This is a genomic window from Sphingobacterium sp. 18053 (assembly GCF_902706145.1).
Taxonomy (GTDB): domain Bacteria; phylum Bacteroidota; class Bacteroidia; order Sphingobacteriales; family Sphingobacteriaceae; genus Sphingobacterium; species Sphingobacterium paramultivorum.
Window position 1 is genome coordinate 108,807 of record NZ_CACSJW010000001.1, and the last position, 17,283, is coordinate 126,089.

Here is a 17,283-nt window from a genome sequence, read left to right on the forward strand (position 1 = left end):
CGCATGTTGTCTTTTAGAGGTCCTATGGAATATCCTGTTGATTTTATGCAGGTATATTTAAATCTTGGATGCCGTGCATGCTGTGATGTGGTCATCGGTATTTGTGTTTATCACATTGGATATTCCATCGGAATTATTTTAAATACAAGTTACTAATGTAAACTCAAAAATCGATAATTTATTAGACATGGCGTTGTAATATTTAGGGTTTATCTTGTAGTATTTTGAAAACAGGGTGTAGGGTAAAATAGGGGGGAACGGCTAAGCGGCCAGCGGATGAGCGTAATGAGCGTAATGGGCGTAATGGGCGGGCCATTCGGCGCTTTAGCCTTGAGGTCGTTAGGGGTATGTTTCAGTCAAGAGTTATTTTAGTTAAGTCTTTATTCCAGTTAAGTCTTTATTTCAGTTAGGGTTTTATTTCAATAGCTGTGCCTATCGGAACAGCATAAAAAAGTTCGTCAATCTCTGCGTTTGTAAGTGCCATACAACCGAAAGTCCAGTCCATGTGGCGCTGCAATTTAGCGATAAAGCCTAGTCCGTTTCGAAGTCCGTGGATCTTAATGTCGCCACCGGCATCTTTTCCTAAACTTTTGGCGTGGGCGATATCCTGTTCATTCGGGTAGGAGACCCCCAGGTTTTTGTGATAGCTGCTATATTGATTTTTGTCGTTGATCGTGTAAAGCCCTTCGGGTGTTTTTAAATCGCCTTCAAATTCTTTGGAGCCCACAGGTTGGCCGCCCAATGAAATACGGTAAGATTTTAGGAGCTTTCCCTTATTATAGGCCAATAGTGTTCTTTTTGATTTATAGACGATAAGCTTGTCTACTTTGGCATGCTGATCCAACGTTGGTTCTGGATAAAGATTATAGCCTATCAGACCCAGGCAAAGCAAGACGAGGAGGCTGATTACTGTTTTTAAAACTATTCGACGATTTCTTGGTCGCTTCATCTTGGAGATTGTTAGCTAATGGATAAAATGTTTAGACCGACTGCCTAACCTAGGGCCCTGCACTCGGTCTAAACATGTATTTTGATGCTGCCGCCTAGAATTCGCGGTCAACATCTTTGTCGCCACGTCCCGAGAGATTCACAATAGCGACTTTGTTTTTGTCTTTTAACAATTTCACCGCGAGAGCAACAGCATGTGATGATTCAATGGCCGGAATAATACCTTCCAGTCGAGAAAGTAACTTGTAGGCATCGATCGCTTCTGCATCTGTCACGGGGTGATAGTTTGCACGATTGCTATCTTTTAGTTGGGCATGTTGCGGCGATATCCCCGGGTAGTCAAGGCCCGCAGACACCGAGGTTGACGGGATCGGATTGCCCTCATCATCGACAAGGCAGTACGAAAAGGTTCCCTGGAATACGGTTGGTTTGCCAAAAGAAAGTGTCGCAGCTGTTTTTGGATAAGTTCCGGTGCCACCGCCTTCGCCACCATGAATTTCGACCTCATGATCATCGAGAAAACCCGAAAATAAGCCAATAGCATTTGAGCCACCACCTACACAGGCGAAGATGCTGTCTGGAAGGCGCCCTTCCTGATCAAGAATCTGCTGGCGTGCTTCCTTACCGATAACGCTTTGAAAATAGCCGACCATTTTTGGATAGGGGTGTGGGCCAACGTGCGATCCCAGTAGATAATAGGATGTTGGATTTTCAACGTAATACATCAAGGCCGCATCGACGGCATCCTTCAATGTACGGCTACCTAAGTTGGTCGTTACAACTTCGGCGCCCAACAATTCCATGCGCTTGACGTTTAGGGCCTGGCGCGCAGCGTCGATTTCACCCATAAATACTTTACAGGGGATGTTTAACAATGCTGCTGCTGTTGCTGTTGCAACACCATGTTGACCAGCGCCAGTTTCGGCAATGATCTCTGTTGCTCCCATTTGTTTGGCCAGAAGAATTTGACCGATACAGTTGTTTATCTTGTGGGAGCCCGTATGGTTGAGATCTTCCCGCTTTAAATAGATTTTGGAACCGATATACTCGCTTAAATTCTTCGCGTAATATAAAGGTGAGGGGCGACCGACATAATGTTTTAAGATCGCAATAAACTCTTTCTGAAATTCTTCTTTTTGGACATGGCTATCGAAAAAAGCAGCCAGTTTATCTAATTGTTCTTCCAGTACCGGGGGGATGTAGGATCCGCCGTACGCTCCATATTGACCATTGTATTGAAGCATCTTTTCGTTTGCTTCGACAGATGCTGCTTGTGCTAGACTCATTTTAGGCTTAAGTTTCTTGTTGTAAAAGGATATATTATTTATTGAAGCCTAATATAGTAATCTTTGCAGGTATTGGAAAAAAAACAAGGCATCTTTTCTAGAAAAGATGCCTGTTAAATTTTGTATTTGCAAACAAGGACATATTGCGCCCTGTTTTAAGCTTTGGTTTTCCGGAATATAAAGTAGAAACCCACCAGAATAAAAGGTATACTCAGCAATTGGCCCATGTTTAAAGCCATACTTTGCTCGAAGGCTTCCTGGTCAATTTTAAAATGTTCCAAGACCATACGTGCACCAAATAATAAGACCATGAATATGCCAAATAATTGACCTTTTTGGCGATTGGGATTCGATTTGAATAGGGAACCAATGATAATAAAGATCAAAATATAGGCGATTGCTTCATAAAGCTGTCCCGGATGGCGCGGTACATTGTCGACACGTTCAAACACGATAGCCCAAGGTAGATCTGTAGGCGTACCAATTATTTCAGAATTGAAGAAATTTCCGATACGGATAAGTGCACCTGCAATAGGGACTACAACAACCAATCGGTCCGCTAGCCATAGAAAGTCGGTTTTTGTTTTTCTGCAGAATAAATATAGCGCGAGGATAATTCCGATGGCGCCACCGTGAGAAGCCAAACCTGCAAAGCCGGTGATATGAAATCCTGTTTTATCCCATTTAAATGGAAGGAAGATTTCAAGTATATGATCTTTGTAATAGTCAAAATCGTAAAATAGGCAGTGTCCTAATCGAGCGCCGATCAAAGTGCCCAGGAAAATATAAATTGAAAGCTGATCCAGCTGTTCTTGTGTGCGGCCTTCCTTTTTGAATATACGCAACATAATCACGTATGAAACAAAAAACGCTAATAACCAGCATAAGGCATAATAGCGAAGGGCAAAGGCGCCAAAGTTGAACATTTCCGGGTCAATATTCCAATGTATTGCACTTAATATTGAATTCATAAATTTTATAGCTGTTTAAATTACTTTGGAGTAAAGATAAGCTTTAATCTCATTTTTTATTCCTACAATTTGTTTTTAAGCATAATATCATTGGACTGCGAACCTAATTCATTCATCGTGAATGAAATATTGTCTTTTGCTGATCCTTTTTACTAAAATAGGGGGCTATGACCTAAAATAAATTGCACAAACAATATTTCAAAAAACATTTTTACTTTTGCATTTCATTGAAATTTTCATATTTTGACGAAAGTAAATAGAAAAGGAAAAGATGGCAGAAAAAAACAAGAAAAAAGAGCCGAAGCACAACGCGGTTGTGACTAAAGATTCGCTTTCATTTTTTGAGAAATATATCAATAATGCTTCTCCTACAGGATTTGAGTGGGAAGGACAGCGACTGTGGTTAGATTATTTGAAGCCCTATGTCGATGATACATTCGTTGACAACTACGGTACAGCTGTGGGGGTAATCAATCCAAAAGCAGAGTACAAGGTCGTTATAGAGGCTCATGCGGATGAGATTTCTTGGTTTGTCAATTACATTACCAAAGATGGACTGATCTATGTGATTCGTAACGGTGGTTCGGATCACCAGATTGCACCGTCTAAGCGCGTGAATATCCATACGGAAAAGGGCATTGTCAAAGCTGTATTCGGCTGGCCGGCAATTCATACACGTTCGGGAGAGAAAGAAGAAAATCCTTCGCTGAAAAATATCTTTTTGGACTGCGGCTGTAGTACCAAAGAAGAGGTTGAAGCCCTGGGTATACATGTGGGTTGTGTTATTACATACGAAGATACATTCTCTATCCTCAACGACCGTTATTATGTTGGGCGGGCTATGGACAATCGTGCCGGTGGTTTTATGATCGCTGAGGTTGCTCGTTTGCTAAAAGAGAATAAAAAGAAATTGCCATTTGGATTATATATCGTAAATTCGGTGCAGGAAGAGATTGGTTTACGTGGTGCCGAAATGATCGCAGATCGTATCAAACCGAATGTCGCTATCGTAACCGATGTGACACATGATACGCAAACTCCGATGATCAATAAGATCACGCAAGGAGATCTGTTTTCAGGAAAAGGTCCGGTATTGTCCTATGCTCCAGCGGTTCAGATTAATCTGAATAAACTGCTGGTTAAGGTTGCTGAGAAGAATAATATTCCTTTCCAGCGTCAGGCTTCTTCTCGTTTTACAGGAACTGATACGGATGCATTTGCCTATAGCAATGGTGGTGTACCGTCAGCATTGATTTCTTTACCTCTTCGTTATATGCACACAACAGTGGAGATGGTTCATAAAGAAGATGTTGACAACGTAATCAGATTGATCTACGAGACGTTATTGAATATTGAGAACGGACAAGACTTTAGAACATTTACAAAGTAGAATTTAAGAATATATTAACTTATCATTAGAATTATTATGGAAAATAACCAAAATCAAAACGAATTGAGCATTGAGTTGACAGAAGAAGTAGCAGAAGGAATCTACTCAAATCTTGCGATTATCACTCACTCTAATACTGAATTTGTGGTTGACTTTATCCGTGTGATGCCAGGAGTGCCAAAAGCAAAAGTGAAATCAAGAATCGTTTTGACTCCGGAGCATGCAAAACGCTTGTTAGGTGCATTGGTTGATAACGTGAACCGTTTCGAAGCATTAAATGGCCCAATTAAAATGGACTTAGGTGTTGCTGAACAACCTCAACAAGGTGGCGATCCTACAGTTGCATTCCCTTTTGGAACGCCACAAGGTCAAGCATAGTTGATAGCAGCTATCATTGAGATATCGAAGCGCCAATTGAACATTGGCGCTTTTTTTTATGTCCTTAATTTTAGAAAAGTCTTTCCGATACCCCGATTCGGTTCATGTATGAAAAAGACGATTGCCTAACTGCCTGTTAAGGGATAAGATCATCAAGATCTATATTAAAATTGAAACATCTGCATACCAGGTAGTTTCTATTAACATTTTTTAATCAATGTTTAGACAGTAATAAGTCAGTGCATATTCAGTCTACACTGAGCAAGCACTGAACGAGCACTGAACAATCACTGAGTAAGCACTGTCTAAAATATAAAATAGGGTGCCATCTAGTATTCGCTTGTTGCCTATTGCTAGTTTTGGACTTGGCCTTTACTTTTACTAAATTTAAATAACTAATTTCAAAAAGGAGATTTATATGGATATTCAAGTGCGTAACTTGACAAAGAAGGATTATGTTGATTTGAAAAAATCGATGGAACAGGCTTATGATGGTGTCGGCGAAACCTGGTCAAAGGAAAATATTCAGGATTTGATAGAATTATTTCCCGAAGGGCAGTTATGTGTGGAGATTGATGGACATGTGGTCGCTTGTGCCTTGTCGATTATCCTAAATTCAAAGAAGAATAATATTTACGATAGTTATTATGATATTATCGATGACGGTAAGTTTACCAAACATAGTGATGATGGAGATACACTGTACGGGATAGAAGTGTTTGTTCATCCGGCACATCGGGCGTTACGTCTTGGACGCCGTCTTTATGATGCACGTAAGGAGCTGTGTGAACAGATGAACCTCAAATGTATTGTTGCCGGGGGGCGTATTCCCAATTACCATAACTATGCGGATAAAATGAGTCCGCGGGTTTACATCGAGAAAGTCAAACGTAAAGAGATCTATGATCCGACGCTGACCTTTCAGCTTTCGAATGATTTTCATGTCAAAAAAATACTTAAGCATTATCTGCCCGAAGATGCTGAATCCATGGAATTCGCTACTCTGTTGGAATGGAATAATATTTATTATGAGTCAGAGACGCGCTCGATTTCGACGACGAAGCAGACGATCCGCTTGGGTCTGGTGCAATGGCAGATGCGTTTGTTTGATAACCTAGAGGCATTTTATGATCAGATCGAGTTTTTTGTGGATACAGTGAGTGATTATGGAACAGATTTTATCATGTTTCCGGAATTTTTCAATACGCCACTCATGAGCCCCTATAACGATCTCCCGGAGCGCCTGGCAATGGAAAGGCTTGCGCAGCATACTTCAGAGATTATCGATCGCATTCAACAGTTTGCCGTTTCCTACAACGTCAATATCATTGCAGGGTCGATGCCTTTGATGGAAAACAAAAAGCTCTATAATGTTTCCTACCTCTGTCATCGCAACGGTAAGCTGGATGAGTTTAAAAAAATTCACATCACACCAAATGAATTTAAATATTATGGTATGGTGGGCGGAAGTGAGGTGAAGGTGTTTGATACCGATTGCGGTAAAGTGGGACTGTTGATCTGTTACGACGTAGAGTTTCCTGAACTGAGCCGTATTTTGGCCGATCAGGGGATGCAGATCCTATTTGTGCCCTTTATGACGGATACCCAAAACGGATACATCCGGGTGCGTACCTGTGCACAGGCTAGGGCGATAGAAAATGAATGTTATGTGGCTATTGCCGGCTCTGTGGGCAATTTACCCCGTGTGAATAATATGGATATACAATATTCGCAGTCCGCTGTTTTTACCCCTTCGGACTTTGCTTTTCCCAATAATGCCATTAAAGCTGAGGCGACACCGAATGCCGAAATGGTGCTTATTGCCGACGTTGATCTTTATGCCCTAAGAGACCTGCATGAGTATGGTACTGTTAAAGTCAAGAAGGATAGACGGAAGGATTTGTATGAAGTGAAACTTTTGAAGTAAATTTAAATACTCTTTTAATCTCTTAAAATATGATACAAAAAGTCAAATGGGGGACGCTATCCATGGTCTTAATGATGATGTCATGTCAGTCAAATAAGAAAAGCGATACTGCTCAGGAGGTCCGCACAAATTTTTTTGATGTCTCAGGCATGGACACTACAGTGAATCCAGGAGATAATTTCTTCCAATATGCGAATGGAAGCTGGATGAAAAACACCCAGATCCCGGCTTCTGAAACTGGCTGGGGTTCATTTTATATTCTTGCTGATGAAAACCTAGCAAACCTAAAATCTGTTTTGGAAGGTGCGGCGAAGTCTGACAACAAAAAAGGTTCCGATCAGCAAAAGGCCGGCGATTTCTATGCGAGTGGTATGGATACGGTGACGATTGATAAATTGGGCGCGAAACCGATCGAAGGGGCCATTCAAAAAATCAATGGGTTGAAAAGTATTGATGAATTGATCGCTTATGCTGCGGATGGATTTAAGGAGGGTGATGGTGATCTTTTTACATTTTATGTGGCCGCAGATGACCGGATCAGCACTAAAAATGCATTGCAATTTTTTCAGGGGGGACTCAACCTGCCTGAAGCGAGTTATTACTTGGATCAGGATGACAAAGCGAAGAAAATCCGGGAGGCTTATGTTGCGTATCTGGTAAAATTATTCGGGCTGATCGGCGAAGGGGCAAATGCGCAAAAGTCGGCAGAGGAAGTGCTGCGCTTGGAAACAGAAATTGCCAAATCGCATGCTACACCTGTGGAATTGCGGGATCCCATCAAAAACTACCATAAATTTGCGGTACAGGAATTTCAGAAGCAAACGCCAAACCTCAATTGGAAAGATATTTTGCAACGCTTGGATGTGAAGACCGATACCATTTTGGTACAGCAACCTAAATTTTATCTTGCTTTAAATAATTTGTTGAAATCACAGTCCTTAGATAGTTGGAAAACAAAACTAAAAGCAGATCTAGCGAACGCTTCTGCGACGGCACTGAGCAAAGGTTTCAGGGATGCAAAGTTTGAATTATTCGGAAAAACCCTGAATGGACAGAAACAGGAGAAAGAGCGTTGGAAGCTGATGGTGAGCTCGGCCGACGAGAACCTTGGCGAGATTGTCGGGAAGCTGTATGTGGATGAGTATTTCAAACCCGAGGCAAAAAAACGAATGCTCGAATTGGTCGACAATTTGCAAAAAGTCTATAAGAGCCGGATTGAGAAATTGGACTGGATGACGCCTGAGACCAAAAAGAAAGCAATTGAAAAATTGGAAGCGTTCACCAAAAAAATCGGCTACCCGGAGAAGTGGAAAGATTATAGTGACGTGGAAGTTGCCAAAGATACCTACTATGCCAATTTACAGTCTGCTGCAAAGCATGCCTATAAAGAAATGGCAGGTAAAATCAGCAAACCGGTTGACAAAGCGGAATGGCTGATGACAACTCCTACGGTGAACGCCTATTACAATCCACCGTATAATGAAATTGTATTCCCGGCCGGCATCTTGCAGTTTCCATTCTTTGATGCCAATGCGGACGATGCGATCAATTATGGCGCTATCGGTGCCGTTATCGGACACGAGATGACACATGGTTTTGATGATCAGGGGCGTCAATATGATAAAGACGGTAACTTGAACGATTGGTGGACCGCAGTGGATGCGAAACAGTTTACGCAACGCGCCAATCAGGTAGCAAAGTTATATGGTAGTTTTACCCTGTTGGACAATCAACATGTAAACGGTGAGCTTACTTTAGGTGAAAATCTGGCGGATATCGGCGGTTTAAATATTGCCTATGACGCTTTCAAATTAACCAAGCAAGGGCAGGGGCAGGATAAAATTGATGGCTTTACACCAGATCAACGTTTCTTTCTGAGTTTTGCGCAAGTGTGGCGCGTAAAGAGCAGCGATGAGCGCATGCGATTACGTTTAAAAGTTGATCCACATAGCCCCGAACAATTTAGGGTAAATGGTCCCGTATACAATATGGAGGCCTTCTATAAAGCATTTAATGTACAGCCTACGGCAAAAATGTATGTAGCACCTGAGAAGAGAATTTTGGTTTGGTAAGCGAAAACAGGGGTGAACAGCATTGTCCCGATACAGATTAAGACAATGCTGTTCAACTGATAACGTTTAAATGGAAACGAAAAAGTAAATTTGTCTTTGAATTATGATAAAAACTGATTACTTTTGCCCTTCATTTAATAACACATTTAATTAATTAACAATGTACGCAATAGTAAATATAGCAGGACAGCAATTTAAGGTTGCAAAAGACCAGTTCCTTTTTGTACACCGTTTACAAGGAGATGAAGGCGCTAGTATTGAATTTGACAATGTATTGTTAGCAGAAGACGGTGGTAAATTCACCATTGGTACACCTAGCGTTGCTGGTGCAAAAGTTTCGGCTAAAATTTTGTCTCATTTAAAAGGCGATAAAGTTATCGTTTTCAAGAAAAAACGTCGTAAAGGCTACAAAAAGAAAAACGGTCACCGTCAACAATTTTCTAAAATCCAGATCACTGGTATTACGTTATAATTGAATTTTTAATCAGACAAATAGTCTTAAATTAAGATAAAGAAATGGCACACAAAAAAGGTGCGGGTAGTTCTAAGAACGGCCGTGAGTCACATAGCAAGCGTTTAGGTATCAAAATCTTCGGTGGTCAACAAGCAATCGCTGGTAACATCATCGTACGCCAACGCGGTACACAACACAATCCTGACACAAACGTTGGTATTGGTAAAGACCACACATTGTTCGCTTTAGTAGACGGTAAAGTAGTTTTCCGTAAAAAAGCTAACAATAAATCTTATGTATCTGTAGTTCCTACAGAACAAGCATAAGGTTTTGCAACAATATTGGAGAGGCATCAAGAAATTGATGCCTTTTTTGTTGTTTATACTTTTAGCTACTGTTCCGATGTGCCTGCTACCGGGTGATTTTGGAGCGGTATAGCGGGCTGCTCTGCGGAATTGCTACCTAGTATGCTGAATTTATCGGGCTTGGTACTGAGCTTTTTAAGCTTTTTGGACTGTTTAAATTGTTATTTTCTGTTAAATGTAACCGCTTTGGTACAATTTTTATAAAGGATAGGTGTTTTTAAGACAATAGGCGAAGCATTCGTAAATATCACTGGATGCAAGCACGATTGAATAAATACTTACATATGAAATACAACAATTTTGGATATGGTTTGTGTGCCGGGTTATTTGCCTGTTCATTTTATTCCTGTAGTTCGATTTATATGCCCAATGTGCCTTCAGCGCCGATGTTTACAGAAGCTGGCGAGGTCTATGTTTCCGGCAATATCAATACAAAGGCCAATGTATCTGCAAATCTGGGGGTAGCTGTAACTGATCATGTGGCTGTCATTGCCAATGGTTCATATGTTGATAATAGATCCAATATCAAAGACTATGCGCAAAAGATGGGCGAAGCGGGGATAGGTTATTATACACGCTTTGGCAGAAAAAATAATCGTGTATTTGAGGTTTACGGGGGTTATGGGCTGGGTAATACCAGTGTGGTTGATAAGCGTTCGTCGACGATGGGACAGGCCGTTGTAGAAACGAAGGACATGGATTTTGACAAGGTGTTTGTGCAGGTAAACTTTTCATCGGAGAAAAAGGATGCCCTGAAATTGTTTGGCAACCGGCATGATATCGATTACGGTACCATCATCCGACTGAGCAATATGCGTATGAAGAATTTTGCTATTGATGGTCTTCCGGCAGAGAAAGAAGATAATATGCTTATTGAACCTGTATTTTATACAAGAATGGGGTTAGGGAAAGGATGGAAGCTGCAATATACGAACGGTATGGTATTCGGTTTTAAAAGTAATACCTATTTAAAAGCAGGGTACCCATTGTTTACACTGGGAGTTTTATATAAATTTGGAGGAAAATAGTGGCTATGAGCAAGAAAATTTTATTTGGATGTTTGGTTCTGCTGGGTTTGTTTATTTCCGGCTGTGGTGTGAATCGACAAAAGGCACAGATCGAAAATTTGGCGAAATGTAAATTCGATGTGGAATCGGTAGATAGTATTCGATTGGCCGGAACATCATTGCAACGACTGATCAGGAATAATCAAATTGACCTGGGAGCGGCGCCGAGCTTGGCATTGGCCTATTTGCGGAAAGATATTCCATTGGAAGCAGTTATTAGACTTAAAATTGATAATCCGACGCTTAAAAAAGCGTCTATCAATAAGTTCCAGTATATCATTCTTTACGGTGGACAGCAGCTTGTGGAAGGGATTGTGAATCAATCGTTACAAATAGAGCCCGGAGAATCTACAGTGGCCAATGTGCGTATAGCGACCAATATCTATGATTTGTTGAAGAATTCGGACCTGCAGGATTTTTTAATGTCAAGCGATGAGAATAAAAAGGGGATATTTACGTTAAAAGTTAAACCTTCTATCAATATCGCAGGGCAGTCGGTGTTCTATCCGGGGTATATTACCATAGATAAAGCGGTAAGTCGTAAGATTCTGCTTTAGACACACGCATGCTGTGATAAGATATCAAGGTTTTCCATGAAAATGGAAAACCTTTTTTATTGATCTTGATTTTCAGGCTAGTTAAGTTCCCCCGGGACCCTAATCAGTATCTTGCTAAATCGTTATTACGAATGGACTATTATGTTAAGAATTAAACTGTAATAAAAAAGTTATAGTGTCAAAGTGTAAAGTATACACCTTATTTTATATTTTAGTCTCTAATTACAAACCTAAATATGTTAAAAAGAATCTTTATTCCTGTTTTGTTATTTGCTGGCGTGCACGCTATGGCTCAGAAGACGTTCGAACCGTATGAGCAACCCATTGAAGGGACTAATCTGACGTTCAAAATGCTAGCAATCCCTGGTGGTAGTTTTAAAATGGGAACTACAAGCGGGGGGAAAGAGGATGAAAAACCTGCACATGAGGTGAAGTTGGACCCATTTTGGATGGGGCAGTATGAAGTAACCTGGGATCTGTTTGAGCCATTTCTGTATAAAGATTATGAGATTGCAAAGAGCAAGGACGGTAAAGTATCCAAAGAGATTGATGCTGTTACGCGACCTACCAAACCCTATTTGGATATGACTTTTGGTTTTGGAAAAGAGGGGCACCCGGCCTTGGCGATGACACATTACAATGCCATCCAATTCTGTAAGTGGTTGTATGTCCGTACCGGTGTGTTTTATCGTTTACCAACAGAGGCTGAGTGGGAATATGCAGCTCGAGCTGGTTCAAAGACAACTTATTTTTTCGGCGATCAAGCAACGCCATTAGCAGATTATGCCTGGTATAAAGATAATGGTGAACAGAAAACACATATTGTAGGACAGAAGAAACCGAACCCTTGGGGCCTTTATGATATTTATGGCAATGTTGCCGAGTGGACTTATGATCAATATAAGGCCGATAGTTACAATGAAGGCAAAGGAAAGGTATTGACCAACCCCGTAGTCGTTCCGACAACCCTGTATCCACATGTTGTACGCGGTGGTGCTTTTGACAGCGGGGCAGAGGACATGCGCTCTGCTGCGCGTGGTGCTTCAGATCCCGTGTGGAAACAGTTGGATCCACAAATTCCAAAAAGTAACTGGTGGTTTCCGGAAGCCCCATTCGTGGGTATGAGACTGGTAAGACCCCTTAATCCACCAAGTCACGAAGAAATTATGGCTTATTACGACAAACAGCCAATCAAAGACTTTTAATATAAAATAATCAATATAAAACTGTTATGGAAAATCTAGAAAGAAGAGATTTTATTAAAACTTCTGCTGTAGTTGCTGGGGGCGCTGTGTTGAGCTCAATGCCTTTATCAGGTGCATATGCCGCTGGCTCAGATGTTATCAAAGTTGCCTTAGTGGGCTGTGGGGGCCGCGGAACTGGAGCTACATTTGATGCGTTAAGTTCGGGAATGAACATTAAAGTGGTGGCACTTGCAGATGCTTTTAAAGATAATTTAGAGAGTACTTATAAAACGCTCAAAGAAAAATGGCAAGATAAGATCGATGTAAGTGACAACCATAAATTTGTAGGGTTCGATGCGTATAAAGATGCAATTCAATTGGCCGATGTTGTTATCTTGGCAACTCCTCCAGGATTTAGACCAATGCATTTTGAGGAAGCGATCCGTCAAGGTAAACATGTTTTCATGGAGAAGCCGGTAGCTGTTGATATCCCTGGTGTACAGCAGGTCATACGTGTAGCTGCAGAAGCTAAACGTAAAAAATTGAATGTTGTGGTTGGTTTGCAACGCCGTTATCAAACGAATTACCGTGAGGCTATCAAACGTATTCACGAAGGTGCAATCGGTGATGTTACCTCTGGACAAGTCTATTGGAACTCAGGAGGTGTATGGGTGCGTCCGCGTAAGCCAGAGCAAACTGAAATGGAGTACCAAATGCGCAACTGGTATTATTTTAACTGGTTGTGTGGCGATCATATCGTTGAGCAGCACGTGCACAATATTGATATCGCCAATTGGGTGAAAGGTGCTTATCCTGTATCAATCCAAGGTACGGGGAGCAGAGCACACCGTACCGGCAAAGAGTATGGTGAAATCTATGATAATTTCGCATTAGAATTAACGTATGCTGACAACAGTGTTGTTTATAGTCAATGTAGACACTTTGAGGGTATACATAACCGTGTAGACGAGCAATTCCAGGCAACAAAAGGACGTGCTTATCTTTCTGCAGGTGGACAGGCTGTATTGTACGACTGGAAAGGAAAAGAAATCTATCGCCATGATGCCAAGGGCAATCCAAATCCTTATCAACAAGAACATAAGGAACTTTTTACAGCAATTTCGAAAGGCGAATATAAATTTGATAATGCAGAATATGGTGCTTATAGTACGTTGACAGGTATTATCGGACGTATCGCTTGTTATACGGGTAAGGTGATCAAGTGGGATGAAGCCTTGAAATCGACCATCAAATTGGGACCAGATGTACTTGCTTGGGATGCTAAACCAAAGTTACTTCCCGATGCAGAAGGTTTTTACCCTGTAGCGATGCCTGGTCAAAACACAAACCTATATATTTAAGTTTTTGGGCCGATGGGATTAAGGTGGAATTTGTGTCTTCTATTTTTTGTCACGATTTGTTGCATTGATGTACAGGCGCAAATACCATCAACGAAACTCCATAAAATTCGGATGGAAGGACCCGCGCAGGGGACTCAATTCCATATCACTTACTTCGCTTCCGACAGTCTTGTTAGACGGTCGGAAGTTGACAGTATTTTAACGGCGATCGATTTGTCGATGTCAATTTACCGTAAGGACTCGAGAATATCCAAGTTCAATACAGATACGGTGATGTCTGTCGTGATGGATAGCCACATGGCCAAGGTGATAAAAGCTTCCTTTAAATATCATAAATTATCGAAAGGTCAATTCGATATTACTATTGCCCCGCTAGTCAACCTATGGGGCTTTGGTGCTAATAAGAGCCCGGTCGCTCCAGATTCGGCGACGGTGCTAAAAGCGAAGGAACTGGTGGGAATGCACTATCTGAAGGTTAGCGGCAATCGGCTGATCAAAAAGAAAAAGGGGATTAAAATTGATGTCAATGGTATTGCGCAGGGCTATACGGTGGATGTTTTGGCCGACTATCTTGGCCGTAAGGGAATTGCCAATTATATGGTAGAGGTGGGTGGTGAAATCAGGGCTTTGGGGACTCCGCCAGGTGGACAGGGTTTTTCCATTGGTATTGTTCAGCCCGATGATGCGGGTGGGGAGGAATTGATGACCGCTGTTGCGCAGCTCAAAGAAGGGGCGCTCACAACGGCCGGCAGTTTCGAAAAGTTTATTAAGTACAAAGGGAAAAAATTGGGTCATCATATCGACCCTGTTTCGGGTTTCCCATACATGACCGATATATTGAGTGTTAGCGTCTATGCGAAGACTGCTATGGAAGCGGATGCACTGGATAATTATTTTATGGGCATGGAACCCGAACAAATTAAGACAAAGGCCAAAAAATTGAAGGGTGTGGAGGTTTTTGTCATTTTTAAAAATAAAAATCAGTCCATTGAAGCGATTTATTCGGATGGATTTGGTAAATTATTTAAAAATTAATCAATTATAAATAAAATGAAGAGATCGGATTTTATTAAAGGTAGTCTTTTGGCCGCCGGGGCAGGACTAGCTGGACAGACTTTTGCGTCAACCACTCAAAATACAGCAAATACGATGGATAAAGGAAAGACATTCAACTTAAATTATGCCCCGCATCAGGGGATGTTCAAAAATCATGCAGGTGATAATTTCCTCGATGAAATTCGGTATATGTATGATTTGGGATTTCGCGGAATAGAAGATAATGGCTATTTGGGCAGAACATTGGACGAGCAGAAGAAGATTGGTGATTTATTAGCTAAGTTAGGCATGACCATGGGTGTATTTGTTGTGGATGGCGGACAAAACTGGATGCCTTCTTTAGCGACGGGTAAACAAGAGTATTTAGACAAGTTTGTCGAAACATGCAAGAAGTCCGTCGAAGCTGCCAAGCGTTGCAATGCAAAATGGCTGACTGTGGTACCTGGCTTTTATGAAAGAAAACTGCCTTGGGGTAATCAGTTCAGCAACATACTTACTGCCATGCGTAAGGGTGCGGAGATCTTTGAACCACATGGTTTAGTAATGGTGTTGGAAACCTTAAGTGATACACCAGATTTATTTTTGCAGCAAACACATGAGACCTATGCTTTATGTAAAGCGGTGAACAGTCCATCCTGTAAAATTTTATATGATATTTATCATATGCAGCGTACCGAAGGAGATTTAATTGCAAATATGAATCGTTGCTGGGATGAAATTGCTTATATTCAAATCGGCGATAATCCAGGTCGTAAAGAACCGACTACAGGCGAGATCAATTATAAAAACGTATTCAAACACATTCATAGTAAAGGATATAAGGGTATCATGGGAATGGAACATGGCATTTCCAAACCTGGTAAAGAGGGGGAGGATCGCTTGGTGGCCGCTTATCGCGAGGTCGATAGCTTTTTGTAATATTTTAATAGTGTACTATTGACAATTAGATTTAATTTCTTAAATTGAGCAGGTAAAACCAATTAGTAGCATTGTAAAACACCATTTTTTTTATGATTTCATCAACAATAAAATTTAAACTATCCTTCATGATGTTCCTCGAATTTTTTATTTGGGGGGGATGGTTTGTCACATTAGGTACTTTCTTGAGCAAAAATCTACATGCAACAGATTTTGAAATGGCCAATGTATTTTCAACACAATCATTGGGTGCGATTATCGCTCCTTTTATTGTCGGAATGATTGCAGATCGCTATTTTAATGCGGAACGTATTTTGGGTGTTTTACACTTGGTCGGTGCAGTATTAATGTATCAGATGTATGGTGCTGCAGACATGTCGACATTTTATCCGTATGTATTGGCTTATATGGTGCTTTATATGCCAACATTGGCTTTAGCCAGTTCGGTTTCCTTTAGACAATTGACCAATCCAGAAAAGCAATTTTCAGGTATACGTATTTGGGGAACAATTGGTTGGATTGTAGCAGGTTTAGCAATTAGTTATATCTTTAGATGGGATGCGGCAGCTTCAGAAGGTGCTTTGAAAAATACATTCTTAATGTCTGGTGTAGCTTCATTGGTACTAGGCGTATTTTCTTTTGCCTTACCTAAAACACCACCGGTTAAATTGGATGAAGGAGAAAAACCATCCTTTGCATCAATTATTGGTCTAGATGCTATTAAATTGTTAAAAGACAAGAACTTCTTTATCTTTTTCATTTCTTCGGTATTGATCTGTATTCCATTGGCATTTTATTATTCGAATGCGAACTTGTTCCTTACTGAAATAGGATTGGAAAATCCAACGGGTAAAATGACAATCGGTCAGGGGTCTGAGGTATTGTTCTTATTGGCCTTACCAATTTTCTTTACAAGATTTGGCTTTAAGAAAACAATTTTGGTCGGTATGTTGGCTTGGGTAATCCGCTACCTGCTATTTGCTTATGGCAATGCGGGCGAATTATCCTTTATGTTGTTGATCGGTATTGCATTGCACGGTATCTGTTATGACTTTTTCTTTGTTTCAGGACAGATTTATACAGATAGCAAAGCTGGTGTTAAATACAAATCAGCAGCACAGGGCTTGATCACTTTGGCAACCTATGGTGTTGGACAATTGATCGGTTTCTGGGTAGCAAGTTATGTTGGAGATAAGTACAAAGAATTGAAAGCAACTGATATGGCGGCATTCTGGAATCATACCTGGGTTGTACCTGCAATAATCGCAGCGGTTGTATTTTTTATCTTTTTAGCCCTATTTAAGGATGAAAAGATCGACAGTACAAATGCTGCACACTAAACAGAAAAA

The 17,283-nt window shown here is 40.9% G+C and carries 16 protein-coding genes; 13 read left to right on the plus strand and 3 right to left on the minus strand.

Annotated elements, in window-relative coordinates; translation table 11 throughout:
* Nucleotides 1-406 precede the first annotated feature (406 nt).
* The 3 genes from GVK91_RS00545 to lgt all read right to left on the minus strand — a co-directional run bounded on the left by GVK91_RS00545 (nt 407) and on the right by lgt (nt 3,205).
* On the minus strand, nt 407-949 hold the full coding sequence (locus tag GVK91_RS00545; RefSeq protein ID WP_153844732.1) for a murein L,D-transpeptidase family protein: 543 nt from the start codon (nt 947-949) through the stop codon (nt 407-409).
* A 94-nt stretch (nt 950-1,043) separates the two neighbouring features.
* A complete protein-coding gene (gene trpB / locus GVK91_RS00550; RefSeq protein ID WP_220801536.1) occupies nt 1,044-2,234 on the minus strand; it encodes a tryptophan synthase subunit beta in 1,191 nt (396 codons plus the stop codon).
* A 155-nt stretch (nt 2,235-2,389) separates the two neighbouring features.
* On the minus strand, nt 2,390-3,205 hold the full coding sequence (gene lgt / locus GVK91_RS00555; RefSeq protein WP_120334068.1) for a prolipoprotein diacylglyceryl transferase: 816 nt from the start codon (nt 3,203-3,205) through the stop codon (nt 2,390-2,392).
* Between the two features lie 271 nt (nt 3,206-3,476).
* Here lgt and GVK91_RS00560 point away from each other — a divergent pair, with 271 nt between their 5' ends.
* The 13 genes from GVK91_RS00560 to GVK91_RS00620 all read left to right on the plus strand — a co-directional run bounded on the left by GVK91_RS00560 (nt 3,477) and on the right by GVK91_RS00620 (nt 17,274).
* Complete coding sequence (locus GVK91_RS00560) at nt 3,477-4,595, plus strand: M42 family metallopeptidase (RefSeq protein WP_088161775.1); 1,119 nt, start codon at nt 3,477-3,479, stop codon at nt 4,593-4,595.
* 36 nt (nt 4,596-4,631) lie between these two features.
* Nucleotides 4,632-4,973, plus strand: coding sequence for a DUF3467 domain-containing protein (locus GVK91_RS00565; protein ID WP_153844730.1), 342 nt, complete (start codon nt 4,632-4,634; stop codon nt 4,971-4,973).
* Between the two features lie 418 nt (nt 4,974-5,391).
* The gene (locus GVK91_RS00570; protein ID WP_075992894.1) at nt 5,392-6,900 is read left to right on the plus strand and encodes a carbon-nitrogen hydrolase family protein; all 1,509 of its coding nucleotides are present in this window, start codon (nt 5,392-5,394) and stop codon (nt 6,898-6,900) included.
* A 29-nt stretch (nt 6,901-6,929) separates the two neighbouring features.
* Complete coding sequence (locus GVK91_RS00575) at nt 6,930-8,972, plus strand: M13 family metallopeptidase (RefSeq protein WP_159726391.1); 2,043 nt, start codon at nt 6,930-6,932, stop codon at nt 8,970-8,972.
* A 160-nt stretch (nt 8,973-9,132) separates the two neighbouring features.
* Nucleotides 9,133-9,444, plus strand: a complete 312-nt coding sequence (gene rplU, locus GVK91_RS00580; protein ID WP_028068281.1) for a 50S ribosomal protein L21 — start codon at nt 9,133-9,135, stop codon at nt 9,442-9,444.
* 44 nt (nt 9,445-9,488) lie between these two features.
* Nucleotides 9,489-9,752, plus strand: a complete 264-nt coding sequence (rpmA, locus tag GVK91_RS00585) for a 50S ribosomal protein L27 (RefSeq protein ID WP_046672918.1) — start codon at nt 9,489-9,491, stop codon at nt 9,750-9,752.
* A gap of 323 nt (nt 9,753-10,075) precedes the next feature.
* The gene (locus GVK91_RS00590) at nt 10,076-10,819 is read left to right on the plus strand and encodes a hypothetical protein (RefSeq protein ID WP_153844728.1); all 744 of its coding nucleotides are present in this window, start codon (nt 10,076-10,078) and stop codon (nt 10,817-10,819) included.
* 5 nt (nt 10,820-10,824) lie between these two features.
* A complete protein-coding gene (locus GVK91_RS00595) occupies nt 10,825-11,415 on the plus strand; it encodes a hypothetical protein (RefSeq protein WP_120334071.1) in 591 nt (196 codons plus the stop codon).
* Nucleotides 11,416-11,651: 236 nt separating this feature from the next.
* Complete coding sequence (locus GVK91_RS00600; protein ID WP_153844727.1) at nt 11,652-12,620, plus strand: SUMF1/EgtB/PvdO family nonheme iron enzyme; 969 nt, start codon at nt 11,652-11,654, stop codon at nt 12,618-12,620.
* 26 nt (nt 12,621-12,646) lie between these two features.
* Nucleotides 12,647-13,960, plus strand: coding sequence for a Gfo/Idh/MocA family oxidoreductase (locus tag GVK91_RS00605; RefSeq protein WP_153844726.1), 1,314 nt, complete (start codon nt 12,647-12,649; stop codon nt 13,958-13,960).
* A 111-nt stretch (nt 13,961-14,071) separates the two neighbouring features.
* Entirely contained in the window at nt 14,072-14,995 is a 924-nt protein-coding gene (locus GVK91_RS00610) for an FAD:protein FMN transferase (protein WP_159726393.1), read from the plus strand.
* 15 nt (nt 14,996-15,010) lie between these two features.
* Nucleotides 15,011-15,934: a hydroxypyruvate isomerase family protein gene (locus tag GVK91_RS00615; protein WP_075992889.1), complete on the plus strand. Its 924-nt coding sequence runs from the start codon at nt 15,011-15,013 to the stop codon at nt 15,932-15,934.
* A gap of 95 nt (nt 15,935-16,029) precedes the next feature.
* Nucleotides 16,030-17,274: an MFS transporter gene (locus tag GVK91_RS00620; protein WP_159727138.1), complete on the plus strand. Its 1,245-nt coding sequence runs from the start codon at nt 16,030-16,032 to the stop codon at nt 17,272-17,274.
* Nucleotides 17,275-17,283: the final 9 nt, after the last annotated feature.

Bases quoted from the DNA above. Each gene is read 5' to 3' on its own strand.
- GVK91_RS00545 (WP_153844732.1), bottom strand. From the start codon at position 949: ATGAAGCGACCAAGAAATCGTCGAATAGTTTTAAAAACAGTAATCAGC.
- trpB (WP_220801536.1), bottom strand. From the start codon at position 2,234: ATGAGTCTAGCACAAGCAGCATCTGTCGAAGCAAACGAAAAGATGCTT.
- lgt (WP_120334068.1), bottom strand. From the start codon at position 3,205: ATGAATTCAATATTAAGTGCAATACATTGGAATATTGACCCGGAAATG.
- GVK91_RS00560 (WP_088161775.1), top strand. From the start codon at position 3,477: ATGGCAGAAAAAAACAAGAAAAAAGAGCCGAAGCACAACGCGGTTGTG.
- GVK91_RS00565 (WP_153844730.1), top strand. From the start codon at position 4,632: ATGGAAAATAACCAAAATCAAAACGAATTGAGCATTGAGTTGACAGAA.
- GVK91_RS00570 (WP_075992894.1), top strand. From the start codon at position 5,392: ATGGATATTCAAGTGCGTAACTTGACAAAGAAGGATTATGTTGATTTG.
- GVK91_RS00575 (WP_159726391.1), top strand. From the start codon at position 6,930: ATGATACAAAAAGTCAAATGGGGGACGCTATCCATGGTCTTAATGATG.
- rplU (WP_028068281.1), top strand. From the start codon at position 9,133: ATGTACGCAATAGTAAATATAGCAGGACAGCAATTTAAGGTTGCAAAA.
- rpmA (WP_046672918.1), top strand. From the start codon at position 9,489: ATGGCACACAAAAAAGGTGCGGGTAGTTCTAAGAACGGCCGTGAGTCA.
- GVK91_RS00590 (WP_153844728.1), top strand. From the start codon at position 10,076: ATGAAATACAACAATTTTGGATATGGTTTGTGTGCCGGGTTATTTGCC.
- GVK91_RS00595 (WP_120334071.1), top strand. From the start codon at position 10,825: ATGAGCAAGAAAATTTTATTTGGATGTTTGGTTCTGCTGGGTTTGTTT.
- GVK91_RS00600 (WP_153844727.1), top strand. From the start codon at position 11,652: ATGTTAAAAAGAATCTTTATTCCTGTTTTGTTATTTGCTGGCGTGCAC.
- GVK91_RS00605 (WP_153844726.1), top strand. From the start codon at position 12,647: ATGGAAAATCTAGAAAGAAGAGATTTTATTAAAACTTCTGCTGTAGTT.
- GVK91_RS00610 (WP_159726393.1), top strand. From the start codon at position 14,072: ATGGAAGGACCCGCGCAGGGGACTCAATTCCATATCACTTACTTCGCT.
- GVK91_RS00615 (WP_075992889.1), top strand. From the start codon at position 15,011: ATGAAGAGATCGGATTTTATTAAAGGTAGTCTTTTGGCCGCCGGGGCA.